Genomic DNA, 21544 nt, shown 5'->3' on the forward strand with positions numbered 1-21544 from the left:
TCGTGCCTGTTTGTGTTGGTGTAAAAGATGGGCTGGCCGAAACTGGGCGAGCGCATCGCGGAAGTCGTTTCGCCATCGCAACCGATCAGCAGTGTCGAGTTCCTGAAGGGCCGAGAACGCGAGCTGCAGGACATCGAGCGAGCGATGTATGCCAAAGGGCGAAGCATCTTCATCTACGGCGATCGCGGCGTGGGCAAGAGCTCGCTGGCCGCGACGGCTGCCTATCTGCACCAGACGGCTGACGCAAAGCCTGTCTTCGTGGGCGGAGCGAAGGGAGAAACTTTCGTCAGCATCATCGCCAACATCGCGAATCAGGCGCTGGGCCGGTCGCGAGTTCATACTTCAAAGGTCACTCGTGGCGTCGCACTCGAATGGCGGGGGCTGAAATGGTCATGGGGACAAGAGATCAGTGCGCGCGATGTTACGGCCCAGCTGGCCGGCGTAGGCGACGCAGTTGACCTGCTGTCTGAGGTTGCTGCCGTGCATTCCGACTCGCCGGTCGTCGTGATCGACGAGTTCGACGCGATAGATTCCCCGGAGGAGCGCGGCAAGTTCGCCATGCTGCTCAAGCACCTTGGCGATCGCGGGGTGCCGCTCAAGATCATTTTCACGGGGATCGGTACGTCAGTGACTGAACTGCTGGGTGCGCACGCGTCGGCGTCGCGGCAACTGGCCCAGATCGAGGTGACGCGGTTGGGCTGGGAAGCGCGGCGGGAAGTCGTCATCCACGCCGCACAGAAGCTTGGCTTGGACGTGGATGAGAACGTGGCGTGGCGCATGGCCATCGTGTCCGATGGTTATCCGGCATACCTGCATCTGATTACGGAAGCCATGCTGTGGCAGGCGGCCGATGACAACGAGGCCTGTGATGAGCTGACGTTCGAGCACTATCACCTCGGCCTGCGGAAGGCGATCAGTATGGTGACGCTGCAGCTGCAGGAACCGTATAAGGCGGCTGTGCTTTACCGGCCCGAAGAGATGGAGGATATCGTGTGGGCCACAGCCGATGGCGACGACCTGTGGCGGGATACGCGCGACATGTATGAGGCTTACAAAATGATTGCGGCACGACGCGAGCGTCTGGAGGTGATGGACCGGGGCAATTTCACCAAGGCATTGGGCCGCCTGAAAACGAAGTCATACGGCGAGTTGCTGCAGGGTGTGACCAACCGCCCGGGCTGGTACACGTACACCGAGAAAATGGTGCGGGGTTATGTGCGCATGCAGGCTGAAGCCCACGGTGTGGAATTGAATGGCGAGCGGCCGGCACAGCGCCAGCGGATGCACGTCTCGTCAAGCGCAAGGAGTGGGTATCGCGGTTCGCAGATTCCCCGTGGGGCGCGGCTCGATTTCGGTCAGCAGCGGGAACGTGCGGAAGAGGAGGACGCGTAGCGTGCCCAGTTGGCAAAGTGGAGGCCGTCATGGGCCTGACGCCGCCTTACGATAGAAGCCGTACCCATGGACCCGCGTCACCAGACCAATGCGTGACGGCAATTTGGTGGGGACAATTCTGGGTTAAGGCGTGAGCGCTGCACTCGCGCACAATGAGAAACGCCGTCATATGACGGCGTTTTTCTATGGGCGAGCGGTAGCGGCAACATCCGCGACCGGTGTCGTCAGGCCTTCAGGCCTCGCCGTCGGGAATCAGGAAGCGATTGATGTTCTTGCCCAGCCAGCCGGGCTGACGACCGCGACCCGACCACGTCTTACCGGTCTTGGGATCGCGATACTTGGGCGGGTACGGCGTCTTCTCCGCCTTGGCAGTCTTCGCGCCGCTGCCAGCCGGGCGCCCGCGTCGGCGCGGAAGCAGGTCGTCTGTCGTGAGGCCATAGTCAGCCATCAGCTGCTGGATCTGAGCAATCACCCCGGCGACTTCGTTGGCTCGGACTTCTTCCAGCTTGGCTTCGAGCGCTTGTTTCTCCGCGAGGAGTTCCTTGTAAGACGGCATTTGTTGTTATCCCCGTTGAACTTCGTTGGTAGGTTGGTTGATGGGTGGTTAAGGCCGGCAGGATATCAACATAAGAACGGAGATCGCGCCGGCGCGCGAGGGTTCACGTTAAGACTGCCTTGGCTGTCCGGAAAGGCTATAAGTGTGCGTGATTCCCCACAATGCGATGATTAGTATAGCGTTATCGCAGGAGATAAATCCTTGGATAAAGGGAATAAATGGACCCTATCTCACAGCTTGAGGGAATTTACCGCGCGATACATCTCGTTTTGCTCGGCATGTGTATAAATTGCGGTTGTCGCAATGGATGCATGGCGTAGCTGGCTTTGAATCACGGGCAATGGGTGTCCATTCTGGCTCATTAACGTCGTGAATGTGTGACGGAACCAATGAGGTGTGGCCTTGCGAATGAGCACCGCGTCTTCCGGATGCTCGACTTCCAGTATTCGCGCTGCAGTCCTTAAAGCCTTCTTGACGAGGTTATACATCGCGTCGTTGGTCAGGGGCTCTGACAGCGCGGCCTGCAGCCCCTGATGGCCCAAACGGATGACGATTGGGGTTGCGGGATCAGAATGCCGGCGGTCGAGGCCGAGCAAACGCAGATAGCGCTCCAGTGCTGCGACGGCTGCCTGATTAATGGCGACGGGCTCGGTCTTCTCCCCCTTGCCTACCACAGTCAAGAACCAATACGTCGCGGCGGCCTTCTCATCTCGATAGGGGTACATATCGCCAAGGCGTGCCTTCGCCAATTCAAACCGCCGCAAACCGGTATTCGCCAAGAACCGAACGACAAAGAGCATGCGCTCTGCTTCGATATGCGCATCGCCTTGGCCCGCCAGCCGCTCGCACTCGCTTTGTAACGCCGACACGAGGCGTTCAAACGTGTGGAGCGGAAAATGCTTTGGGACTTTGCCCGGCTGGGGACCTGCCTTGCGCCGATATCGCGCGGCTTTGAATGGATTGCCATCCAAATAGCGGACATCCGTGAGATAGGTGAATAGTCCCTCCAGTACCGTCATGGCATACGCGCGGCTTCGCTCGGACAGTGGGCCTTCGAACGGTTTCCACTGTCCTGTCGCCTTCCGAGCATTTCTCCGACCGCACCATTCAGCAGGCGGATTGGTGATAAAAGCGCGATATGCGTCAAGGTCCTCGCGTTTAAGGGATGACAGCGGTTTGCCCGCAATGCCGATTACCCAACAGTAGAAGCGCTGCGCCTCCTTGCGATAGGCGCGAAATGTCGACGAGGTCGGCGGATACTCGGCTAGCCACGTGTGAATAGCATCGATATCGGTATCCGCTTCGATCTGGCGGACGCTATTTTTCGCGCGATTGCTACCGTCCCGGCCGGATAACTCCACCGGGAGGCCGCGCTTGGCGATCTCGTCCAGCGAAGGTGGTGCTGGTGTGAGTGGGATGACTTCCGTTGTCATGCTAAGGTCGCCGTGGCCTCCGTGGTGCGAACGGGGAAGAAGTTGTCGAGCTCGACGTCGGACAGGCCCGAGAGGGCGCTCGCGAAGTGGACCCGCGCGGCGCGTCCGGCGCGCTTCCGGTAAGCGTCAGAGCCGCCCGCTGCAAGGCTCCGCACGATAGTGCTGAGCGGAAATGGGGTCCCCGGCCATTGCGATGTGCTGACGGAACTCGTGAGCGTATCCGAGCCGTAGCCGTTGTCGCTGAGGCGCAGGCCTTCGCCCTCGACCGCGAGGCACGTGAGATTCGGAGAGATCGGCTGCCTCGCGAACTCGGCCTGCGCGTCCTTGCTTGCATAGCGGCGCACAAAGGACGTGACGATCTCCTCGCGCTGCGTATCGTTCGCGAAGTGGTAGAGCCAGTGGACGAAGGGTGCGTGCATGGCGATCAGGCGAATGGCTTCAGCGTCGTTGCTTCGCGGCTGGACGTAGGCGGCAAAGGGGATAGACAGAAAGCAGTCACCGACCATGCTATGTCGGCCATTGCGTTGGAACGCATAGATCTGCGAGAGTGCCCATCGGAGAAACTCCGGATCGAGACCAGCCCCGGGGCTGCGAAAGTTTTCGCGATACACGCTCACTGCCGTTTCCACGGCAGCGCGGGCTTCAACCAGATGCCGTGGCTTGAATTGCTCGGGCTTTTTTTGCAGCCAATCCAAAACGGCGGGCCAGTCCTGCAACACTGTCTCGGCGGGATTGGGCTTGTCAGTCATCCATTCGAAGCGCTCGGACGTGCATTGGAGTGCCGTCTTCCGTGGGGTCACGGAAAAGCGTCGCACCCATCCCCAGTCGGCGATTGTGGTGTCGCGCTCCGCCTCCGGTACCACTGCATAGACGGCGAGCCGATTCTTGCCTGTCAGCGTGACGCGCAGTGGCTGAATCCCAGTTGCCTCGATCCAGCGGTGCGTGCGCTGCAGCAGGTCATCGCTGCCTTGCTGCGCCCACACTTGGTCGAGAATGGTGCCTAATGCCTGCTTCTGGCTTAGATCGGGCAATGATTTGCCGCGCTGTGCGCATCGCCAAGCGATGATGCTGGCATTCAGAGTGTCGTCGATAAGCCCAGTGGGTACGATACCGGCGTCGCAAATTGCGTTACGCAGATAGTCGCGCGCAGGCTGCTCGGCAAGTTCCTCCGCGCGCAGGCGTGCAGCGGCGCGTTTGAACAGACGGATGTACGCGATGTGATGTATGCGTGCATGCCGGTTGTGGACATACCATTCGAGGGTCTCTGACGAGACGCCGTCAAGACACAGGACACCCGTCTGCCCGCCGGATGCCGGGCGCGCCTTGGTCAGGCTTACGCGTGCGCTAAACTGGGCGCCCTCCGAGCGGTATGAGGTCCGTGCCACCAAAACATCCACGCAGAGTTCATTGCCATCCTTGTAGGCGATCAACTCCGCGCTATCAGCGACTGGCTTTGCGTAGCGATTGACAAAGTCCCGGTCGCGCTTCAGGCAGGAAGGCGCGGTCTCTTCGTCCAGCAGGTCATCAAAGTAGCAGAGGACTCTCGATCCGCTGCGCAACATCGAGTTCTGGTGTTTGATGAACGTCTGCACATCGGGGCGGTGCGTGCCGATCAAGGTCTCAGGTTCGTCATCGGCGATGAAGACGAAATGGCGTTGCTGAAAGCCAAGGGTCAGAAATTGCAGGGCTTCTGCGGGATCGTAGAAATCCCCGAATAGCCGCTCGCGGTGGTCGAGCCCGCATAGCAGGATCAGGAAGCGCTTGTAGTGCAACGCGAGACGTTCGTGATCTGCTACCGCGCTCGTAAATTCGAGATCGCGAAAGGTCAGGTCGCTGCCATCGAAGCCTGTGAACACCTGATCGATCTCTGCGCGGGTCGGGAACAGTCGTGGCGTGCCTTCGTGGGTCGGTTCGCCAGAGTAGACGCGGTAGATGTTCTCACCGTCGCGAATGAGCAGGAACGTGGTCTTGTTCCTTAGCTCGCGTCGTGCCGCTTCGAATGCGTTCATGCCATCGTAGCGCGCACGATCGCGGCGGGTGGCCATCGCGACAACAGTACGGGGCTTCGGAAGGATCTGATCACGGAAGGCAGCGTTCGTGCTGAGGGCCTTGTCGAAGGCTGGAAGGCTATAAAAATCCCAGTCTTCGTCGACGTCAGCCCATGCCGCCAGTTCACCGTCCGCATAGAGCTTGGCCTGACGCAGATGCAGCTTCTCTTCGCGAGGCGCCGACTCGCCGGTGGCAATGCGTTCTATGACGACGCCTTTGCCGGTGTACAGATCGAGGGACGCAATGCCCTTCATTAGCTCGGATGCGTACTGGCGTACGCTGCTCGTCCGTGCGAGTGCGACCTGCGCCTTCTCGGCAAAGAACGGGGCCAGTGACTGAAGGACGCTCGCGATCTCATTGGTCCGCGTGGTCATCCACTTCGCGGTGAGCTCCGCACGTACAGCTTCTCGCTCTGCGAGCAGGCGCATCGCCACAACGTCCTGCGTGGTCAGGCGATTCTGCAGGACGAAGTCGATGTCCGTGCGCATCGTCCCACCCACACCGGAGAGTACGAGTGCGGTGGACGGGGCGTGATCACCGGTATTGCGAGCCTCGCGGGTGAGCTCATCTTGCTTCTCCGCTTCCCATTTGCTCAACCCGCTCGTGATCGCCTGCGCCATGATGGCGGGATTGCGCTGGCCCTCCTGCAGTTCGTGCTGGATCTCGGCAACGCGTGCGTGGATCGCGGCTATTTCCCGTTCTCGAACCGCTTCGCCATCGGGTGCGTACTCGAAGGCGTTGAGGAAGTCATGCACCAGCATACGGATCGACCCTTCGCCGATCGATGGATGCTCCGCCAAGACGATCGTGTGCGCGGCGGCGTCATACACGTCAACCGCAGCCAGTAGCAGGACGGTACCAGCTTTGACGAGGTTGTCGTGATTCTTCCATGTCGAACTGTTGACTTCAGTATCCGCCTTGGCGCGCCAGTACGTGCCCGGCTCCATCGTCTGGAAGCGCTCCATACGGTGGCCGTTGGTGTCGTCAGCGGTAGTCGGTTGAATCGGAGTCAGGTTGCTCATGATCGGTCTTGTCGGTCGATTGTTCAGTGCGGATTCCGTCCGCATCACTCGGCCGTCCAGCGCCGCGCCAGTTCGAGGCAGCGCTTGCACGTGATTTTAGAGGTGAAAGCGCTTTTGGCGGCGCCAGTGATCTGCGTTTCGGGCTGGCTGTAGCGGCGGCCGTTACTGCCGCTGGCCGCCGTGCAAAGAAAGTCGCCGGCGGTGCGGGTCAGGCGGTCGACCGTCAGGGTTTCCAGTAGGAGGATGTGATTGACCGTGGCCCGGTTGCGGCCGTCCCCCCACGAGCTGGGACTCAGCCCGCTCAGGACGTCCTTGATGGCGCTGACCCAGCGCACCGGCAGGCGAAGGCGGGCATTGAACGCGATGGCTTCGGCGAGCCGTTCCGCGTCGCGGGCTTCGTCGGCGAGGCGGTCCGCTTCATGGCTGGGCTTTTCGCAGCGCATTGGCACGGTTCCAGTCGTCAAGGCGCATGCATTCGGCATCTCGATGAATCGTGACGCGTACCTCGGTCCCGGCGGGCAGCTCTCGCCGGTGAATACCAGTGGCTCACCGTCTACGCGCACCGTGCCATCGGCAAGCACTACCGCGTGGTGTGCGCGGCCGGCCACGGCGCTCAGCCAGAGCGGATTGATGAAGTTGGTGACGACGCGCAGCCCATATGTCCGGCCTGCCGCGTCCATGTATGCGGATTGGGTCAGGGTGCGCGCCGTCCCGGGGTGTCTTTTTCGGCCCATTTTTCTAGCCCTACTCTTCTTTACGCGACTCATGATAATGGCAATTATCATGAACGGCAACCCTTTCAAAGTACGAATATACAGATATATAGCAATACAAATGTATTGACACGGAAGGTCCGGACTTCTACGATGTGACTCGTTCGCGTACGCTGCGCGGCGATCCCGCCGGCGTGGGGCTACATCCCCGGCACGCCGCGCCGAAGTACATATGCAGGGCCCCGCGCGCCAGTTGGCGCGGGCCAAACCTCAGGGAAACGTGTCGATGGATCCGCTTACTACCGGTCTTAGTGTTGAGCAGCTATACGCCGCAGGCATCGGCCTCGGGACCATGCTGATGTTGGTGCTCGTGCAGGAAGCGCGCGACGCCTTGGCCCGCCGGCAGGACGCCGCGCTGGCCCGACATGTCCCGGCGGCCCGGAAATGAAACGCGCCATGGACGGTAGCGCCCGGGCGGTCGCCATTGCCACGCAGACCGTCCCCCGCGACAAGGTCGCTGCCGTGATGGCTGTGGCCGCTGCCGTCGCTGAAGGCCTGACCCCGAAGACGCGCCGGGCGCTGGCTGCGCTGGAAAAGCTCAGCCCGGCACAACGGGCCGGTCGCACCGTCGAGGTCGACGCGCAAGCCGTGCTGGCGCTCGTGCAGGTTCATGGCGAGATCGTCGAAGTGCTCAGCGGCGAGTTGTCGCGCCTGAGCGGCGAGCTGCAGGCCACCAAGCAGACTTCGCTCGCGCTATGAGCCCCATTCTTTCCTTGTCGGAACAGATCGACATCGCGCGCGCTGCAGGGGTCGTGCTCACGGCGCTGGACGTGTCGCGGCTGCAAGCATTGGATGCGCAACGGGCGGAAACGCTGCGCCGCGTTTGGCATCCTGTCGACCGGCATGTTGATGGATTGAGCGCCGCGTTCCATCTCGGTACCGTGGGCGGCAGTGACCGCAACGTCGGCCGCCTGAACGGCCGGCGCGCCCGCTTGCTCGATCGGACGATTGACGCCGCAGAACGGAATGTGCCGCTCTACCGCAAGGCGGAAACGCTTGGTGCCGCGATGGCCCGGATCCTATCGGGCGAGGAAACTGAGACGGCACGCGGCGAACGCGCGGCGAAGCAAGCCGCCGCCGATGCAGCGCTCGCCGCGCGGATCGCCGCGCTCAAAAAAGGTGACCTGCTGCTGCGCTGGACGGTGCTGGCGGTCTATAGCGACCGCGACGGCTATCCGTCCACGCTCGCCTACCGCGATGCGGATGGGCTACGCCATACGCTACCGATCACCAAGGCCTTTTTTCGCGGCGACGTGGTTCGCTATCGGGTGCTCATTGACGTCGCCCGGGCGCGCGTGGGTACGGCGGAGGTTGTTCAGCCATGAAGCCATCGAGCGCCAGTCCCATGCCGGGCACGGTCGCGCTGGACCGTGACGCACTGGCTCGCGAGCGGGCGGACTTCGAGGCCTTCTACAAGGCCAAGGGGTGGCCGCAGAGCTACTTCATCCCGCATGGCGGCGGCCGCATTGACTATGGCCGTGCCGCGACACAGGACAGATGGGAAGGCTGGCGGGACCGCGCCAGCCTCACCGATACCCCGGGCAACGTCTTCGTGCCGTATCCGCAATGCGTCGCCGCCGGCGGCGACTGCGTGCGAGAAGCCCGCTGTGTTGCCGACTGCCGCGATCGGCAGCGGAGAAAGTTCAACCAAGGAGCGCAACCATGAGCGCAGGACATCTGACTGCCGTGCAGTCCCACTGGAATCACGCCGTCAAAGCCGACATGGACCGCCGCCACCGCAAATGGCCGCTTGGCACGGCAATCCAGACCAACACCCCGGCCGGCTATCTGGCGGGCCGGATCGTCAAACACTGGCGCAAGGGCGAGGTCGCCCATGGTGCGACGGTGGAATTCCCGATGCTGGTCGACATGGGCGATGCCAACGGTGCGCGCTATGCTCACGTGATCCCGTTCCGTTCGATGCGCCCGCAGCCTGAGGTGTCTCGTGGCTGAGAAGCCGGCCACTGACGCGCAGCGACGCATGCTGCGTGATATCCACCTGCATCGCGACGCGACGTACAGCCTTTACGGCCGATCCGCGCATGGCGGGGCCACGCGCACGCTGTTTTCGCTCAAGGAGCGTGGCTGGATTCTGAACCCGCGCACGATCTCCGCCGCCGGCTGCAAGGTGCTCGGCGTCGAGCCGCCGGCGCCGCCCAGCCCTGAACTGCTTGCCGCTTTGGCGGGCCAACCGACCAAGGTCGTCGAAGCAGCGCTGGAGGCGTTCGCGGTGTGCTGTGTGGGCCCGAGGCGCATCAAGCTACAAGACTACCGGCCGGGTCGTCTGCTGTTGCATCTGGACGAAACCGACCAGATCGTGACACGCGTCACGGTGGAGTGAATATGGTTGCGCCGATCGAAGTACTTGAAAGCTTTGGACTGCCCGATACGTTCACACCAGAGATGGTGCCGCTCGCCGGGCAGCGGTTCGTGCAGGCCTGCGCCAAAGGCATGACCAAAGACGCGCTGATGCGCGCAGCACGCCGCGCCGGCTTCGACCCGCTGTGGAAGCGGCTGGAGAACATGGGGGCAGGCGTGTACGGCTTTGGCCTGACCATCGATGGCATGGTGGTGCCCTTCATGGTGCGCATGCGCGCCACGGCGCCGGCCCGCGAAGCTCCGGCGCCTATGCAGGCCGTGCTTTTCTGACTGGAACATTGACCTATGACTGCATCGAATCCCGAAAACGCGGCTCGCGTTGCCGGCGGGGACGCCGGTGTTACCCGGCATCCCTTGCATACCGATACCATCCTGCTCGATTGGCTGGAGAAGTTCGGCAACGTGAACTTCGATTTCGAGAGGGAAAAGGTAAGCTTCCCGCTACCGGATTCTTTCCGCGAGGCCGACAGCCTACGCGAGATCTTCCGGGCCGCCCGCACGCATCAGATGTCCACGGAGCAGGAGGATGAGATGAGGACAGACAGCCGGCTTGCGCTGCCTTCGGCCGACGCGCGGCGGGCGCAACTGGCGCAGGGCATCGCGCGTTCGCGAACCTGATCGAGTGTGCGGTGCTTGTCTCCACCACGCCGCCTTTGCGGTACAGCCCCTGCCAAGGAAAACTTGACATGAAGCATTCAGACTTTCGCATAGGCATGGCGTTCACCACATCGGATGGTGAGCTCCATTGGCGCTGCACGGACGTGGGCACGCGCACCATCGTTGCAATCCGTACCAACTGCCCGACGCAGCCGGGACCGTTCAATGGCCCCCCGTACGCCGTCTCGGAGATCGTATTCGACGAGTACGATTTCGAAGGATGCGCGCCGCATGCTCTCGACGGGTCGCCGAAGTGAATCGCGGCAACACCCGATGACAGCGCTGACGGTGCGGTATCTCCCCATGCACGAGGCGTGTGCCAGCGCGCCCAGATTGGACACGGCGGTGATCTCCATCACGAATCCGGGGGCCGCGGCCTCGCTGCAGCCCGGCTGGGGCGCGATGCTGCGGGTGCAATTCAGCGATGCCGAGTATGTGCCCGGCGATATCGGCCGGCGTATGGCGGATGGCAGCCGGTTTGACCCGGCGACACGAGGATTCCCGACGCAGACGCAGGCACAGGCCATACGGCATTTTTGCGAGTCGGTGGCAGTGGCCCCGACGCTGACGCGCGTATTGGTCCACTGCAACGCGGGCAAGCGTCGCTCGGGTGCCGTGGCGTGCTATCTCATGGAGCGTTTCGGGGCCACGCTCGAAGGGGCGGTACCGGAGGATCCGAACCGCACAGTCCTCGCCTTGCTGCGCGACCCGACGTGGGCGCGCAGGGTAGCGCCGTCGGCGGGATGGCGATCGCGCTGGGCAGCCGCCCGCAAGTGGCTGCGTGATGTTTGACATCGATGACAGGAGAACTTATGAGCGCAGGACATCTCACGCCTGAGCAGTCGCGCTGGAATCGCGCGGTGAGCATGGACATGAAAAGACGGCATCGCAAATGGCCGCTCGGCACGGTGGTGCATATCAAGACGCCAGCCGGGTACTTGCAAGGCAAGGTTTGCAAGCATTGGCGCAAGGGCGAGGTCCCACATGGCGCCTCGGTGGAGTTTCCAGAGCCGATTGACATGGGTGATGGCAATGGCCGGCGTTTCAGTCACGTGGTCTCGTTTCGCGCGATGCGACCGGTGCCCGGGCACCCCTGACGCGGCCCTGCGTGGGGACATCCCGGCAGGCGCCGGGAGCGGCGGACAAGCCGTGGACAGGCGTGGACAACCGGAGGTTGCCCACGCGCTGCCCACCGCTATGCCCCACCTTGTCCCCAATACGGGCCTTGCACCAGCAAGCGAAGCGCAGAGACGACCGAACCCCAACCCCACTGCCGGCAAGCCAAGCCATTTCGTAATGCGACACCTTTTCTGACGTAAGGGATCGGACCTATGACAACCAACAAACAATCGGCGCTGGATGGGCTGCGCGCCCATATTCGCGCATTCCTGACGGATTTCAAGCTGAGTCATACCTGCGATACGCAGACCGGCGAGCGATTCCCGCTGCTGGACCGGCTGTGCGCACCGGGCGATGCGGGGCACGACACTGGCGAGGCTGAGATCGCCCTGTTGGCCGAGGCGCTCGTCACCGCCCTACCTGAGGGTGCGGCCGATGCTGTCAAGCACGGTGGCCTGCATGCGGTGATGGAAGCGGCAGCATGGCGCAACGCAATGAACGGGCTGTGTACCATCTGGCCGGCCACAGCCGACGAGGCGGCAGATCATTTGCGGCGGCGCCTGCATCCGCAGCGCTACGCGGAGCCGGCGACTTCACCGGGGACTACGGCAGAGCGCGCGCCCGTGGCGACGGAAGACGGGATCGACTATACGGTGGTGCATGCATTCGCTGACAAGCACGGCGTGTCGTACAACGCGGCCTGCGCCATGGTACGCGCCGCGTGCGCCGGGGTGCAGCCTAGCACTGGTGCTGGGGTTGGCTTGCATCGGGATACCATGCTGCTCAACTGGCTGGAGCAACACGGGACCGTGAATTTCGATTTCGAAACGGCGCAGGTACGTTTCCCGATACCGGAATCGTTCCGCGCGGCCGACAGCCTACGCGAGATCTTCGACGCGGCCCGCGCGCATCAGGAGCACGCGGATCAGCTGGAGGGAGCCGCATGACGGCCAGTAGCGTGCTGCCGCCGCCGTCGGCCGACGCGCTGCGGGTACAGCTGGCGCAGGCCATCAAGCATTCCCGGGCCTATGTCGGGCAGCACCGGTCGCTGGATCCCGTGGCCGCTGAGCATATCGTGGCGCTGGGGGGCCTGATCCAGCACCGCCCGCTCCCCGGCGGGGTCGCACTCGCGAGCGAAGCCCAGCATGACCGCGAATTCGCGCTCTATCGAACGGTGATGAAGGCGGCCTTCGATAAGGGCTATGGGTGCGTGAGCGATCCGATCGCGGCCGCGCCACCGGCGCACGTCATGCCTGCGGCTGGCATCGCGTGCGCGCAACCGGACGTCTGAATGGTGTCGGCAAACAGGCCTGACGCGGCCCTGCTTGGGGACATCCCGGCGGGCGCCGGGAGCGGCCGGAAAAACCGTGGACAGGGGTGGACAACAGAAGGTTGCCCACGCGCTGCCCACCGCTTTTCCCACCTTGCCCCCACTGCGGGCCTTGCCCGAGCGAGCGAGTGGGAGACACCCATCGAACACCCAACCAAACAGGACTTCAAGATGTGGACGGCAATACAGCGCCTGTTAGGGCGCAAGGCAGCGCAGCGAGCCAGTGGCCCGAGCGCGCAGACGGTGGCCGGCGTCCTGCGCGACTGGCCGTACGACACCGCGCCGCTCGTACTGGTCGCCGGCAGTGCCGGCACGGGCAAATCGACGTTGGTGCGCGATGGACTGGCGCGGCTGGCGGCGCCAGCGCGCAGCACGCTCGCGGTGGCGCAGGACGTCCCCACGGATTTCTGGGTGCAGGCCGAGGCGGGCTCGCCATGGCTGGCCACGCACCGCTACGACTACCACACACACCTGTGGCAGGCCACCGCAAGCGAGGCGGGGCAGGCCTTGCTGCAGGGGATCGCGCTGGATGCGCTTGACGCGGCGATCGCTCGCAACGCGCGACATCTGGTCCTCGATTATCTGGGCCTGCAGGGTGCCGCCCTGCAGGCGTTCTGTCGGCGCGCGCGCGAGGCCGCACCGGGGCTGGGTCTGATCGTGGTTGAGCAGGAACTGGCACGGCTGGCCCCGGTGTTGCCAGAGGTCGATGCGCTGGTGCTGTTTCCCAGTTGGGAATGGCCGCTCGCGCTGCCGGCGTGGGCGAGCGAGGCCGACGCGGGCACTCCGATCACGCGCCACGAATTGCTGGCGAGCGGCCACGGGCCGTTGCGTTGCTACCGGCGCGTGCAGGGGCGCGACCGCCCACGGGCCGGGCACCCCGTCCCTGAGGCGCCGGCCACCTCCTAACGCGCCACTTTTCCGTTGCTGGCGGTCCGGCCGCACGGCACGCTGTTTGCCGCTGCCGGCACCCGGGCACGGCCCCCCTACCCCGATATGACCCAATCTGCCACCCACTCCGCCACCCGGACGGCCACCCAAGCGGCCACCCAGACGGCCATCCTCTCCGCCGCTGACTGCGCCGCGCCGCCGCGCGTGCTGCGCCTGCAAGTCATGGCCGCGTATTTCCACGCCATCCGCGATCGCGAGAAGCCGCTCGAATTCCGGCTCGACACGCCGTACTGGCGCCGCCGGCTCGTGGGCTGCACCTTCGATGCGATCGAGGTGGCGCTCGGCTACCCCAAGGCGGAGGACGCGACCCGGCGCCTGCGCCGCGTGTGGCGCGGGGTCACGCCCCAGACGATTACGCACCCGCATTTCGGGCCCGAGAGCGTGGCGGTGCTCGCCATCGATGTCACGGGCGCGGATCTGCCGCTAGGCGCGCCATCCGGCCTGATGCCATGACGCTCGCCAGCCGCCCTGTCGCGCGGGCCGGCCGCTACTGCAGCTGCGGTAAAATCCCCGGCCCCGGCGTCTTCGGCCCCCGGGCCGCTTGCCACCGATTTTCCTTCCAGTCACCATGATTCCGGCCAAAGAACTCCGCGAAGTGCTTGTTCCCAAGGCGTTCTACGCCATCTTGGAGGCACAAGGGCGCCCGCCCACCGTCGATCTGGTGACCGCGTGGCTGGTCGAGAACGGCCATATCGACGGCGACGGCAAGCCCAGCCGCAATGTGATTGCCGAGGCCAACCGTGCCTGCTTCGCGGACCTCTCGCGGCGCCTGAAGCAGCCGATGCTCGAAGGGCTGCCCGAGGAGGCCGTGCGACTGGTCTTCGCCCTGCGTAACGAGCTCTACAAAGAGGCCACGGAGACGTTCGATGGCGAGCGCACGGAACTGCGCGCTGCCGCGCAGGCCGAGGTGGCCCGTGCTCAGGCGGCGGTGGACGCCGCGCAAGTGGCCCGCGACGAGACGCGCCAGTTGCTCGACAAGGCCCTGCGCGATCTCGATGAAGCCGCCTCCGCCATTGCGCAGCGGGACAAGGATGTCGAGGCGGCCGAGGCGGCCAAGGCCGAACTGCGCCGGCGCCTTGAGCGTGCCGAAACCGATCTGGAAATGACCCGGCGGTCCGTGCAGGCGCTGGAGGCGGCCGCCCACGCACGCGAACGTGCGCATGGCGAAGCGTTAGCCAAAGCCGCGCACGAATTGACCGAAGAACACAAGCGCGGACTGCTGGCGGTGGAACGGGAACGCGCCGAGACGAAGGTCGTCCAAAAGCATGCAGCCGAGCTCCTCGCGCGCTTGGACAAGCTGCACGAGGCCGAGCGCGAGCGCGTCCGGCAGATGGCGGTGCTGGAGACCCAACTGGTGGCGGAACGTCTGGCCGTTCGGCAGGCCCGCGAGGCTTTCAGCAAGCTCGACACCCAGCTGCAAGGCACGCAGGAGACGCTGCGCCGCGTCACCGAGGAGCATGCCGGGCTAGCGGCGCAGCTGGAGGCCCAGCAGGTGGCGCACGAGGCGGCGACGGCGCCGCTGCGCGAGCGGCTGGCCGGCTTCGGTACGCTCAGCCCCCATACACTGGAAGATCTGCTGCTGCGCGCCTTTCTGGAAGGTGGTGCCCACCGGGGCAAGGGGGAAGCTGCCAGCCACGCGCGCACGGCCGCACGCGCCCTGCTGCAGCCTTTCGATGTGGCCGTGCGGCCGGCGGCCGCTGGACTCGCCGATACCGCACACCCCGACGCCGGCGCCAATGCCGGCACCGCCGGGCCGTCCGGCACGCCACCGGCCGCCGCCTGACCGGCCGCTCGTACCGAAATGGTCGCCAGCCCGCGTCCGCTCGCGGCCGATATTGCCGTCTTGACACGGGCTGTAATGATGCCTGTCGTCTTCCCGAGGTGGTGGCATCCCTGTTCGAGATTCGGAACGCTTCGCTATACTGGGCCGATCAATGCGCGGCTTAGGAAACAGAATGCGGCCTTGCGCAGCGAGTGGCGCGCGCTAGCACCGCGCCGCAACCCACGGCGGCTTCCTCGCGCGCTATGCCACAGGTCAACGATGAATGACAAGCTCAAACGGTTGCTGGTGACAACGCCCCAAGGCGCATCGGGCACGCTCGACAAGGCCTCGCGCTTCGTTTTCCACTACGCGACCACCGAACGGCCGCGCGAAGTGTCGCTGGGCATGCCGCTACGGGCCGGCGGCTATGGCAGCACCGACCTGCATCCTGTTTTTGCGATGAACCGGCCGGAGGGGTATCTGCGCGACCGGCTTCACGACCGGTTCAGCAAGCACATGAAGCTGGACGACATGCGCGTGTTGCAACTGACCGGGCATGCCCAGATCGGCCGCTTGCGCTATGCCACACCTGAAGAAGAGGCGGGAAAGATGAGCGTCGCAGGCGGGCTCCATTGGCTCTTGGCGGACGAGCTGGCGGGCGATCGATTCGGCGAGCTGCTGCACAGCTATGTCGCGTCGGGCATCAGCGGCGTCCAGCCCAAGCTGCTAATGCCAGATGAGGACAATCTCGTAATGCTTAACGGGAATGCGACGCCGGGGATGCGTTCGACGATCATTGTGCCGAACCTGATCGTGAAAACCAGCGGAGAGGATTACCCGCACCTGACGCAGAACGAATTCCTCTGCATGGACGCCGCGCGGCGCGCAGGGCTCGCGGTGCCGGATTTCTGGCTGTCTAGTGCCGGCACGCTCTTTGTCGTGTCCCGCTTCGATCTGCAGGGTGGCCGGCCGTTGGGCTTCGAGGATATGGCGGTGCTCACGAACCGCACCAATGACAACAAGTACGCGGGCTCGTACGAGGAGATTGCAGCGGTTCTCCGTCACCGCTGCGGGGCAAACGCCGGGGAAAGCTGCCGGCGATTCTTCGAGTATCTGGCGTTGACGGTGCTCGTGCGCAACGGCGACGCGCACCTGAAAAACTTTGGATTGCTGTATGAGGATCCACATACCGCGCCGCCCAAGTTGTCGCCCCTCTATGACGTGGTCACCACGACGGCGTACACCTACGAGAACCGCAAGACCGGCATTGACGAAATCGACCGCACGCTGGCGCTCAAGCTCGCCAAGTCGAAGCAGTATCCCAGCCGCGATACCCTGATCGCGTTCGGCCGTAACGTCTGTGGCGTGGCCACGCCGGAGGAGGTGCTGCAGCGTATCAGCGACGCCATGTCGGACACGCTGCAGGAGCATGGCGCAAGGATGGACCCGGGCCTCGTGCGGAACATGCGACGTGAGTGGGATAGCGGCCGCCTGTCGATGGCGCCGGATGACGTCTATCAGCGTGCTGTACTCAGCGGCATGGGGGGGGCCGCTGCCTGATTGCGTGTGTCAGGGCCGTCACCGTGCGGTGGGGGCGCAGCCTTACAGGCTGAGTGCCGAAACGTCGGGCTGGTGCGCAGGCCGAGGTTTTCGATCGCGCTTCGCGCGGCCTCGTCAGCATGGATATGGCCCTATTGGCCTGCGTAATGCATGGGAGCTCGAAAGAGGATGCTAGCGCCGGCTCTGCGGCCAGCGCAGCGTGTTCAGGGGGTGGCGTCCACGGTGTAGTTCACGGCGCGGCGCGGCGCGGGCGCAGGGGCATCCGCCGGCACGAGGAAAGCACGCGGACAGCGCGGCAGCATTTCACGCAGCCGCTTCTCGGCGGCGTGCAGGTCGTACTGTTCGGCCTCGCGCTTGGTCGGGACCCACGACGTCAGGCCCCAGTAAAATCGGCCTCCCCGCTGAGTCCCCATGTCGGAGTGCGGCACGGCCGGCGCGTAGGGGATGTCTTCCGCGATCAGGTACTTGAAGTCATTCCGTGCAAACGGGTGCTGCCGTGAGGGCCGGGGCTGCAGGCTCACGTGCGTACGCGCATCGAGCACGTGCTCGATGCGCTGAGCCGCCCACTTGGCGCCGATCGCATCACGCTGCAGCAGCAGTTCCTTGGCGTGCTGGAGGATCTGACCGAATCCTGCGAGGTCCACTAGGCTGAACGAAGACAGACCCTTCGCGGCGTCGCGCTGTACGCGCAACTCGCGCAGCTGCGCTTGCGAGATACCGTCGCCTGACAGCGACTGGCCGACGGCGGGCAACTGTTCCACGGCAAGGCGGAGGACATCGGCGATCGTCGGCAGATCGAGCGCCGGGTAGTTGGCCGCAAGCTTCGGATCCCAGTCCTGCGCCAGAATCCGCTGCGCGAGCGCACCGGTCAGCGGCACCGCATCATCCTGCAGCGTGACAGCATTGTCGCGCAGGTCCCACGTCGCGAATTCCAGCTGCGCGCGTCGGGCCGGCTCGCGGCCGAGCAGTGTGGTCAACGTATCGAGCGGTACGGCTTGCTCGATCACGGGGGCTCTCTTGCCCGAGGGGTTGAAGCCGCGATCGAAGTACACCCGGACCGTGACCGTTCCTTCGGTTGCGTCGGGAATGCCAAACGCGCCACTGCTGAGTTCAATTTCCCCTTCCGCAGAGAGGCGCACCAAGGGGCCTGCGGAGCCGAGGACGTCGTTGTAGACGCGCTGCGCGGTGTAGCGGCGCACTTCCCAATAGCCAGTGGTGGGATCCCGCGCAGGCTCAAGCGCTGCCATGTATTGGCTGTATGCGATTTCCCCGCGCAGCGCATCGAGACCAAGGTCATGCAGCCGATCCGCCCCGGCGTCGCAGGTGGACTGCTCGCGATGCACGAACTGCAACTGGTATCCGCCGCGTTGCCCTGTGGCAAACGCCACGAGGGCGTCGTAGGCGCGCCCCTGCGCATGCGCCGGAAAGCTGGACGTGCCCCGGTCGTACGGACCGAGGGCGACGCCATGGCGTTCCAGCAACTCGGCGTTGCTCTCGTCGGTGCGGATGTGGCCGTAATAGCCGCTGTAATCTTGGGTCATGGCGGCTTCTCAATGCACAGCGGGCGCGGCATCCTCGTGCGCGATCTGGGAGATGTCCCATGCCGGCAGACCGGCGCGCACGCAGGCGGCAATTGATGCATGGGTGCCCCCGACGTCGGGTTCGACCCAGACGTATTGGATGTCGGACGGCGGCGGCGTCTGCCATGTCGACATGAATTGAAGGGCGTGCGTGACGGATGGAAATGCCGCCGCGCTTGGCTGGTCCGCAGTCTCAAGATTCGACCAAAAGGCAACGCCCAAGCATTCGCCGAGAAAGACACCGTCGGTCGGCGAGTAGATCACGACGTCGGTGCGACGCAGCCCTTCCTGAAGGGTCTTGCTGAGGGACGTGTCGGACTCATCCTTGCGTTGCAAGTCCATCTGTTGGAAAGAATCGCGGCACGTCTTGGTCAGCGTAATGCGATCACGTTCCGGGTCACGGTAAAAGACCATGTGGCCATTGGCCAACAGATAGGGGCGTGCCGTCGCCGGTGCATCCTTGAATGCCAAGACGGCTTGCATCGGGTCACTAAAAACGGCCACATGGCGGCGATCGCCCCCGGTGTGGGTCAGGACCGTGTATTCGGCGAAGGGCCGAAGCGTGGGGCGCGCGCCATGCTGCTCCCCCGCTTTGCGCGCCTCCTTTTCGAGAACCCGGTAGGCCTGCGACTCAGCGTGGCTGGCAATGATGGCGGAAACGGCCGGGTGGGCGTGGTTGAACAGGGCGCAGAAGTCCGGGTTATCGGTCATGATCGCCTCGATCAGGCAGGCAGCTTCACCCCGGCGCAACGTGTCTTCGAGCGCGAGGAACTCGCGCTGTTCCAGTTCGATCCATTCTCGGACCATCGCGCTGGTGAGCAACACCGCGTCGGGCTTGCGTCCGACTGCGAGGCGCGCCGCGATATCGCGGCCACATCGCTCGAAGTCGGCGGCCTTGGCGGTGCTGACAGCATTGGCGAAGGCGATCTGGCGCATTTCGAGCGCGTCGACACGGCTCGCGTCTGTGAGCGCCGAGTCGTTCTGTATGTCCTGTTGCATGCGCGCTATGAACGTCGCCAGTTCGCGATTCTGCGTCTGATCCGCTTCGTCACTGGCGGACTGGGCCTCGGCCCAATCGAGCACGTAGTTGTCCCATGACCCGTCCTGCGCGGTTAAACCTCGCTGCAGAGCCACGCCCATGGCTTGCGCGAGCTCACCAAGTCTCCTGCCGTCAACGGTGGCCGGCTTCTGGCCATCGGTCGACGTGAGAGACTGGATAACTGCCTCAATGGCCGAGGCGGCGCCCCGCCAACGGCGGCGTTGGACCACTGGCGCGCCGGATAGGTGGTACGTGACGAATGCCGCCTCGGCGCGTACGTGCTCTTCGGTCATGCCCGCGCGTAATTGCATGTCTTGCGCATCAACGGGCCGCTGGTGCATGGTGAGCGGGAAGTCATTGCAGAATTCCGCGAGCCGGGCGAGCCCCTCGGCAGAGGTGCGAGCGGGAAAGGTTTGAGTGGCGTCGTTGTAGGTGCCAAGCGAGACGCCAAAGCTCTCCAGCATGGCGCGTTGGCTTTCGTCGGCGTGGATGGAGCCGTAGTAGATCGGACTTGTCATCACTGTTCTCCCTTAAGCCGCCAGATCCGGTCGGTCGGTCTCGTATGACGGCGCGCTGTCGGCGACGCAGTCGCGCAGCCATTCCGCATCGGCGTTGGCGTAGTACAACGCGCCGTCGAACCAACTGAAGTCGCGGCTATTGTGGCGCGCGCCTTGCTCCAGCAACTGCAGCAAGCGATCGATCGGCACAGAGGCGGTCTCGACGCCGGGGTGCATGGCGTCCAGTTTCGGTTGCGCTTCGAACCGGAACTCACCGGGAGACACGATGAGCGCCGGAATGTCTGGCCGCCATTCTTTGGCCCGATTCCAACGCGAGGGCCCGCCGTTGGCGCGTACCGACAGCAATTGATTAGCGATACAGGCTTGGCGCAGCTGCAGCACGCGCTGCAAGAGCTCAGGCGTGACATCAATCATCGCCCATTCCACATGCGGGCCGTCGGCCTTCGAGCCGGCCTCAACATAAAGTCGTGCCGGCTGCAGGCTTGCACGTTCGCGCTGCAAGGCATGCTGGAGACTTTCGGTGACGGCACGGCGCTGAGCCTGCCAGTTATTGACCTCGTTCGAGCGGCTTTGCTGGAAGTCGATGAAGGCGGTTTCCGCCCGCAGCGCGGCTGGGGTGGCGTCGTCCGGCGTATGGACAACCGGCAGATCGAAATGCCGTTCGTGCAGCATGGCCGGAAAATCCCCCTCGTGCTGGCTCAGGCGAAACGCGGTCTCGGCGCTGGCTCGGGCATAGAACAGCTGCTCTTGGTCGTTGTAGCCACCCAATTCGACGCCCAAGCTTTCGAGGAAAGCTCGCTCGGTCTGGGGGGCCTTGATGGTGCCGTAGAGGAAGGCGCCGTTGGCCGCCGTCAGGAGACGCTCGATGGCTTCCGGCGAAGGCTCGTTGCCAGTAAAAACCAGTCGGCAGGCTTCATCGTAATCGCAGCCGAAGCCTTCCATGCAGATGGGCACGTCATCGCCCTTCTCCCCCGCCCGCAGGCGGGCCAGCAGATCCTCCAGCGTGCAGATTTCGTTGTACGTGCGGAAGGCGAGCTTGTTGCCACTTTCTCCGAAGAGCATGGCCCGTTTTTCATCGATCTCGATCCAGCGACCTTGTTGCGTTACAGTCATCGCATACCCCGCAATAAAATAAATATTAAAAACGCATCCAAATTGATGTAAAAAAGCTAGATAGATGCGTTAATTAGCGCGAATAGATAATAATCCATTGCGCGGGGGCTGGAAAGGAAAACGCTAGAGGGGGTGGCGGGCCCCTCGAACCGGGGCCGGGAAGAAGGCTGGACGCCCCCCGGTCGAGGGCGTCTGCTGTAGGGGGGGTCGCTTGAGAAAACGGAAAATATTGCACGCTAAGCCATGGAAGCTCCCGGCCGAGCGCCGATTACCGAGCGGCGAAGGCTAGATTCATCTGGCGTGCCCGCTTGACC

At 64.0% G+C, this 21544-nt stretch carries 25 protein-coding genes; 18 read left to right on the forward strand and 7 right to left on the reverse strand.

Annotation, left to right across the window (positions count from 1 at the left end):
* The first annotated feature begins 27 nt into the window (after window positions 1-27).
* Window positions 28-1392, forward strand: coding sequence for an AAA family ATPase (locus tag LDO41_RS28165; RefSeq protein WP_223994295.1), 1365 nt, complete (start codon window positions 28-30; stop codon window positions 1390-1392).
* 232 nt (window positions 1393-1624) lie between these two features.
* Here LDO41_RS28165 and LDO41_RS28170 read toward each other — a convergent pair whose 3' ends face one another.
* From LDO41_RS28170 to LDO41_RS28185, 4 genes are all read right to left on the reverse strand, one after another.
* Window positions 1625-1948 carry an H-NS histone family protein gene (locus LDO41_RS28170; RefSeq protein ID WP_223994297.1) on the reverse strand — a complete coding sequence of 108 codons (324 nt, stop codon included), beginning with the start codon at window positions 1946-1948 and terminating at the stop codon, window positions 1625-1627.
* 230 nt (window positions 1949-2178) lie between these two features.
* Complete coding sequence (locus LDO41_RS28175) at window positions 2179-3381, reverse strand: tyrosine-type recombinase/integrase (protein WP_223994299.1); 1203 nt, start codon at window positions 3379-3381, stop codon at window positions 2179-2181.
* Window positions 3378-6452 carry a hypothetical protein gene (locus LDO41_RS28180; RefSeq protein ID WP_223994301.1) on the reverse strand — a complete coding sequence of 1025 codons (3075 nt, stop codon included), beginning with the start codon at window positions 6450-6452 and terminating at the stop codon, window positions 3378-3380. Before LDO41_RS28180 ends, LDO41_RS28175 begins: the two co-directional genes overlap by 4 nt.
* A 44-nt stretch (window positions 6453-6496) precedes the next feature.
* Window positions 6497-7132: a hypothetical protein gene (locus tag LDO41_RS28185; protein WP_223994303.1), complete on the reverse strand. Its 636-nt coding sequence runs from the start codon at window positions 7130-7132 to the stop codon at window positions 6497-6499.
* A gap of 319 nt (window positions 7133-7451) precedes the next feature.
* Here LDO41_RS28185 and LDO41_RS28190 point away from each other — a divergent pair, with 319 nt between their 5' ends.
* The 17 genes from LDO41_RS28190 to LDO41_RS28270 all read left to right on the forward strand — a co-directional run bounded on the left by LDO41_RS28190 (window position 7452) and on the right by LDO41_RS28270 (window position 16980).
* Window positions 7452-7613, forward strand: a complete 162-nt coding sequence (locus LDO41_RS28190) for a hypothetical protein (protein ID WP_223994305.1) — start codon at window positions 7452-7454, stop codon at window positions 7611-7613.
* An 8-nt stretch (window positions 7614-7621) separates the two neighbouring features.
* Entirely contained in the window at window positions 7622-7924 is a 303-nt protein-coding gene (locus LDO41_RS28195; protein ID WP_223994307.1) for a hypothetical protein, read from the forward strand.
* Entirely contained in the window at window positions 7921-8550 is a 630-nt protein-coding gene (locus LDO41_RS28200; RefSeq protein ID WP_223994309.1) for a hypothetical protein, read from the forward strand. The genes LDO41_RS28195 and LDO41_RS28200 overlap by 4 nt, the downstream gene beginning before the upstream one ends.
* Window positions 8547-8891 (forward strand): hypothetical protein, encoded by a 345-nt coding sequence (locus tag LDO41_RS28205; protein ID WP_223994311.1) that lies wholly within the window; start codon window positions 8547-8549, stop codon window positions 8889-8891. Before LDO41_RS28200 ends, LDO41_RS28205 begins: the two co-directional genes overlap by 4 nt.
* A complete protein-coding gene (locus LDO41_RS28210; protein WP_223994313.1) occupies window positions 8888-9178 on the forward strand; it encodes a hypothetical protein in 291 nt (96 codons plus the stop codon). Before LDO41_RS28205 ends, LDO41_RS28210 begins: the two co-directional genes overlap by 4 nt.
* Window positions 9171-9566: a hypothetical protein gene (locus LDO41_RS28215; RefSeq protein ID WP_223994315.1), complete on the forward strand. Its 396-nt coding sequence runs from the start codon at window positions 9171-9173 to the stop codon at window positions 9564-9566. Before LDO41_RS28210 ends, LDO41_RS28215 begins: the two co-directional genes overlap by 8 nt.
* Before the next feature lie 2 nt (window positions 9567-9568).
* Window positions 9569-9874 carry a hypothetical protein gene (locus LDO41_RS28220; RefSeq protein ID WP_223994317.1) on the forward strand — a complete coding sequence of 102 codons (306 nt, stop codon included), beginning with the start codon at window positions 9569-9571 and terminating at the stop codon, window positions 9872-9874.
* Between the two features lie 15 nt (window positions 9875-9889).
* A complete protein-coding gene (locus LDO41_RS28225) occupies window positions 9890-10222 on the forward strand; it encodes a hypothetical protein (protein ID WP_223994318.1) in 333 nt (110 codons plus the stop codon).
* Between the two features lie 68 nt (window positions 10223-10290).
* The gene (locus LDO41_RS28230) at window positions 10291-10518 is read left to right on the forward strand and encodes a hypothetical protein (protein WP_223994319.1); all 228 of its coding nucleotides are present in this window, start codon (window positions 10291-10293) and stop codon (window positions 10516-10518) included.
* 88 nt (window positions 10519-10606) lie between these two features.
* Entirely contained in the window at window positions 10607-11053 is a 447-nt protein-coding gene (locus LDO41_RS28235) for a tyrosine-protein phosphatase (RefSeq protein WP_223994320.1), read from the forward strand.
* Window positions 11054-11073: 20 nt separating this feature from the next.
* Window positions 11074-11358: a hypothetical protein gene (locus tag LDO41_RS28240; RefSeq protein ID WP_223994321.1), complete on the forward strand. Its 285-nt coding sequence runs from the start codon at window positions 11074-11076 to the stop codon at window positions 11356-11358.
* Between the two features lie 234 nt (window positions 11359-11592).
* A complete protein-coding gene (locus LDO41_RS28245; protein ID WP_223994322.1) occupies window positions 11593-12327 on the forward strand; it encodes a hypothetical protein in 735 nt (244 codons plus the stop codon).
* A complete protein-coding gene (locus tag LDO41_RS28250; protein WP_223994323.1) occupies window positions 12324-12671 on the forward strand; it encodes a hypothetical protein in 348 nt (115 codons plus the stop codon). Before LDO41_RS28245 ends, LDO41_RS28250 begins: the two co-directional genes overlap by 4 nt.
* Before the next feature lie 210 nt (window positions 12672-12881).
* Window positions 12882-13616: a hypothetical protein gene (locus LDO41_RS28255; protein ID WP_223994325.1), complete on the forward strand. Its 735-nt coding sequence runs from the start codon at window positions 12882-12884 to the stop codon at window positions 13614-13616.
* An 87-nt stretch (window positions 13617-13703) separates the two neighbouring features.
* Window positions 13704-14111 (forward strand): hypothetical protein, encoded by a 408-nt coding sequence (locus LDO41_RS28260; protein ID WP_318036304.1) that lies wholly within the window; start codon window positions 13704-13706, stop codon window positions 14109-14111.
* A gap of 115 nt (window positions 14112-14226) precedes the next feature.
* A complete protein-coding gene (locus LDO41_RS28265; RefSeq protein WP_223994327.1) occupies window positions 14227-15441 on the forward strand; it encodes a DNA-binding protein in 1215 nt (404 codons plus the stop codon).
* 258 nt (window positions 15442-15699) lie between these two features.
* Window positions 15700-16980, forward strand: coding sequence for a type II toxin-antitoxin system HipA family toxin (locus tag LDO41_RS28270; RefSeq protein ID WP_223994329.1), 1281 nt, complete (start codon window positions 15700-15702; stop codon window positions 16978-16980).
* A 203-nt stretch (window positions 16981-17183) separates the two neighbouring features.
* Here LDO41_RS28270 and LDO41_RS28275 read toward each other — a convergent pair whose 3' ends face one another.
* The 3 genes from LDO41_RS28275 to LDO41_RS28285 are packed head-to-tail and all read right to left on the reverse strand — an operon-like array spanning window position 17184 to window position 21230.
* Complete coding sequence (locus tag LDO41_RS28275) at window positions 17184-18521, reverse strand: hypothetical protein (protein ID WP_223994331.1); 1338 nt, start codon at window positions 18519-18521, stop codon at window positions 17184-17186.
* 9 nt (window positions 18522-18530) lie between these two features.
* Window positions 18531-20117 (reverse strand): hypothetical protein, encoded by a 1587-nt coding sequence (locus LDO41_RS28280; RefSeq protein WP_223994332.1) that lies wholly within the window; start codon window positions 20115-20117, stop codon window positions 18531-18533.
* 12 nt (window positions 20118-20129) lie between these two features.
* Window positions 20130-21230 carry a hypothetical protein gene (locus LDO41_RS28285; protein WP_223994333.1) on the reverse strand — a complete coding sequence of 367 codons (1101 nt, stop codon included), beginning with the start codon at window positions 21228-21230 and terminating at the stop codon, window positions 20130-20132.
* Window positions 21231-21544 lie beyond the last annotated feature (314 nt).

The sequence above is a fragment of the Cupriavidus pampae genome (assembly GCF_914271485.1).
GTDB classification, from domain to species: Bacteria; Pseudomonadota; Gammaproteobacteria; order Burkholderiales; family Burkholderiaceae; genus Cupriavidus; species Cupriavidus pampae.

Bases quoted from the DNA above. Each gene is read 5' to 3' on its own strand.
- LDO41_RS28275 (WP_223994331.1), bottom strand. From the start codon at position 18,521: ATGACCCAAGATTACAGCGGCTATTACGGCCACATCCGCACCGACGAG.
- LDO41_RS28180 (WP_223994301.1), bottom strand. From the start codon at position 6,452: ATGAGCAACCTGACTCCGATTCAACCGACTACCGCTGACGACACCAAC.
- LDO41_RS28165 (WP_223994295.1), top strand. From the start codon at position 28: ATGGGCTGGCCGAAACTGGGCGAGCGCATCGCGGAAGTCGTTTCGCCA.
- LDO41_RS28250 (WP_223994323.1), top strand. From the start codon at position 12,324: ATGACGGCCAGTAGCGTGCTGCCGCCGCCGTCGGCCGACGCGCTGCGG.
- LDO41_RS28260 (WP_318036304.1), top strand. From the start codon at position 13,704: ATGACCCAATCTGCCACCCACTCCGCCACCCGGACGGCCACCCAAGCG.
- LDO41_RS28240 (WP_223994321.1), top strand. From the start codon at position 11,074: ATGAGCGCAGGACATCTCACGCCTGAGCAGTCGCGCTGGAATCGCGCG.
- LDO41_RS28270 (WP_223994329.1), top strand. From the start codon at position 15,700: ATGAATGACAAGCTCAAACGGTTGCTGGTGACAACGCCCCAAGGCGCA.
- LDO41_RS28190 (WP_223994305.1), top strand. From the start codon at position 7,452: ATGGATCCGCTTACTACCGGTCTTAGTGTTGAGCAGCTATACGCCGCA.
- LDO41_RS28205 (WP_223994311.1), top strand. From the start codon at position 8,547: ATGAAGCCATCGAGCGCCAGTCCCATGCCGGGCACGGTCGCGCTGGAC.
- LDO41_RS28220 (WP_223994317.1), top strand. From the start codon at position 9,569: ATGGTTGCGCCGATCGAAGTACTTGAAAGCTTTGGACTGCCCGATACG.
- LDO41_RS28225 (WP_223994318.1), top strand. From the start codon at position 9,890: ATGACTGCATCGAATCCCGAAAACGCGGCTCGCGTTGCCGGCGGGGAC.
- LDO41_RS28175 (WP_223994299.1), bottom strand. From the start codon at position 3,381: ATGACAACGGAAGTCATCCCACTCACACCAGCACCACCTTCGCTGGAC.
- LDO41_RS28170 (WP_223994297.1), bottom strand. From the start codon at position 1,948: ATGCCGTCTTACAAGGAACTCCTCGCGGAGAAACAAGCGCTCGAAGCC.
- LDO41_RS28285 (WP_223994333.1), bottom strand. From the start codon at position 21,230: ATGACTGTAACGCAACAAGGTCGCTGGATCGAGATCGATGAAAAACGG.
- LDO41_RS28245 (WP_223994322.1), top strand. From the start codon at position 11,593: ATGACAACCAACAAACAATCGGCGCTGGATGGGCTGCGCGCCCATATT.
- LDO41_RS28210 (WP_223994313.1), top strand. From the start codon at position 8,888: ATGAGCGCAGGACATCTGACTGCCGTGCAGTCCCACTGGAATCACGCC.
- LDO41_RS28255 (WP_223994325.1), top strand. From the start codon at position 12,882: ATGTGGACGGCAATACAGCGCCTGTTAGGGCGCAAGGCAGCGCAGCGA.
- LDO41_RS28185 (WP_223994303.1), bottom strand. From the start codon at position 7,132: ATGGACGCGGCAGGCCGGACATATGGGCTGCGCGTCGTCACCAACTTC.
- LDO41_RS28230 (WP_223994319.1), top strand. From the start codon at position 10,291: ATGAAGCATTCAGACTTTCGCATAGGCATGGCGTTCACCACATCGGAT.
- LDO41_RS28280 (WP_223994332.1), bottom strand. From the start codon at position 20,117: ATGACAAGTCCGATCTACTACGGCTCCATCCACGCCGACGAAAGCCAA.
- LDO41_RS28265 (WP_223994327.1), top strand. From the start codon at position 14,227: ATGATTCCGGCCAAAGAACTCCGCGAAGTGCTTGTTCCCAAGGCGTTC.
- LDO41_RS28200 (WP_223994309.1), top strand. From the start codon at position 7,921: ATGAGCCCCATTCTTTCCTTGTCGGAACAGATCGACATCGCGCGCGCT.
- LDO41_RS28195 (WP_223994307.1), top strand. From the start codon at position 7,622: ATGGACGGTAGCGCCCGGGCGGTCGCCATTGCCACGCAGACCGTCCCC.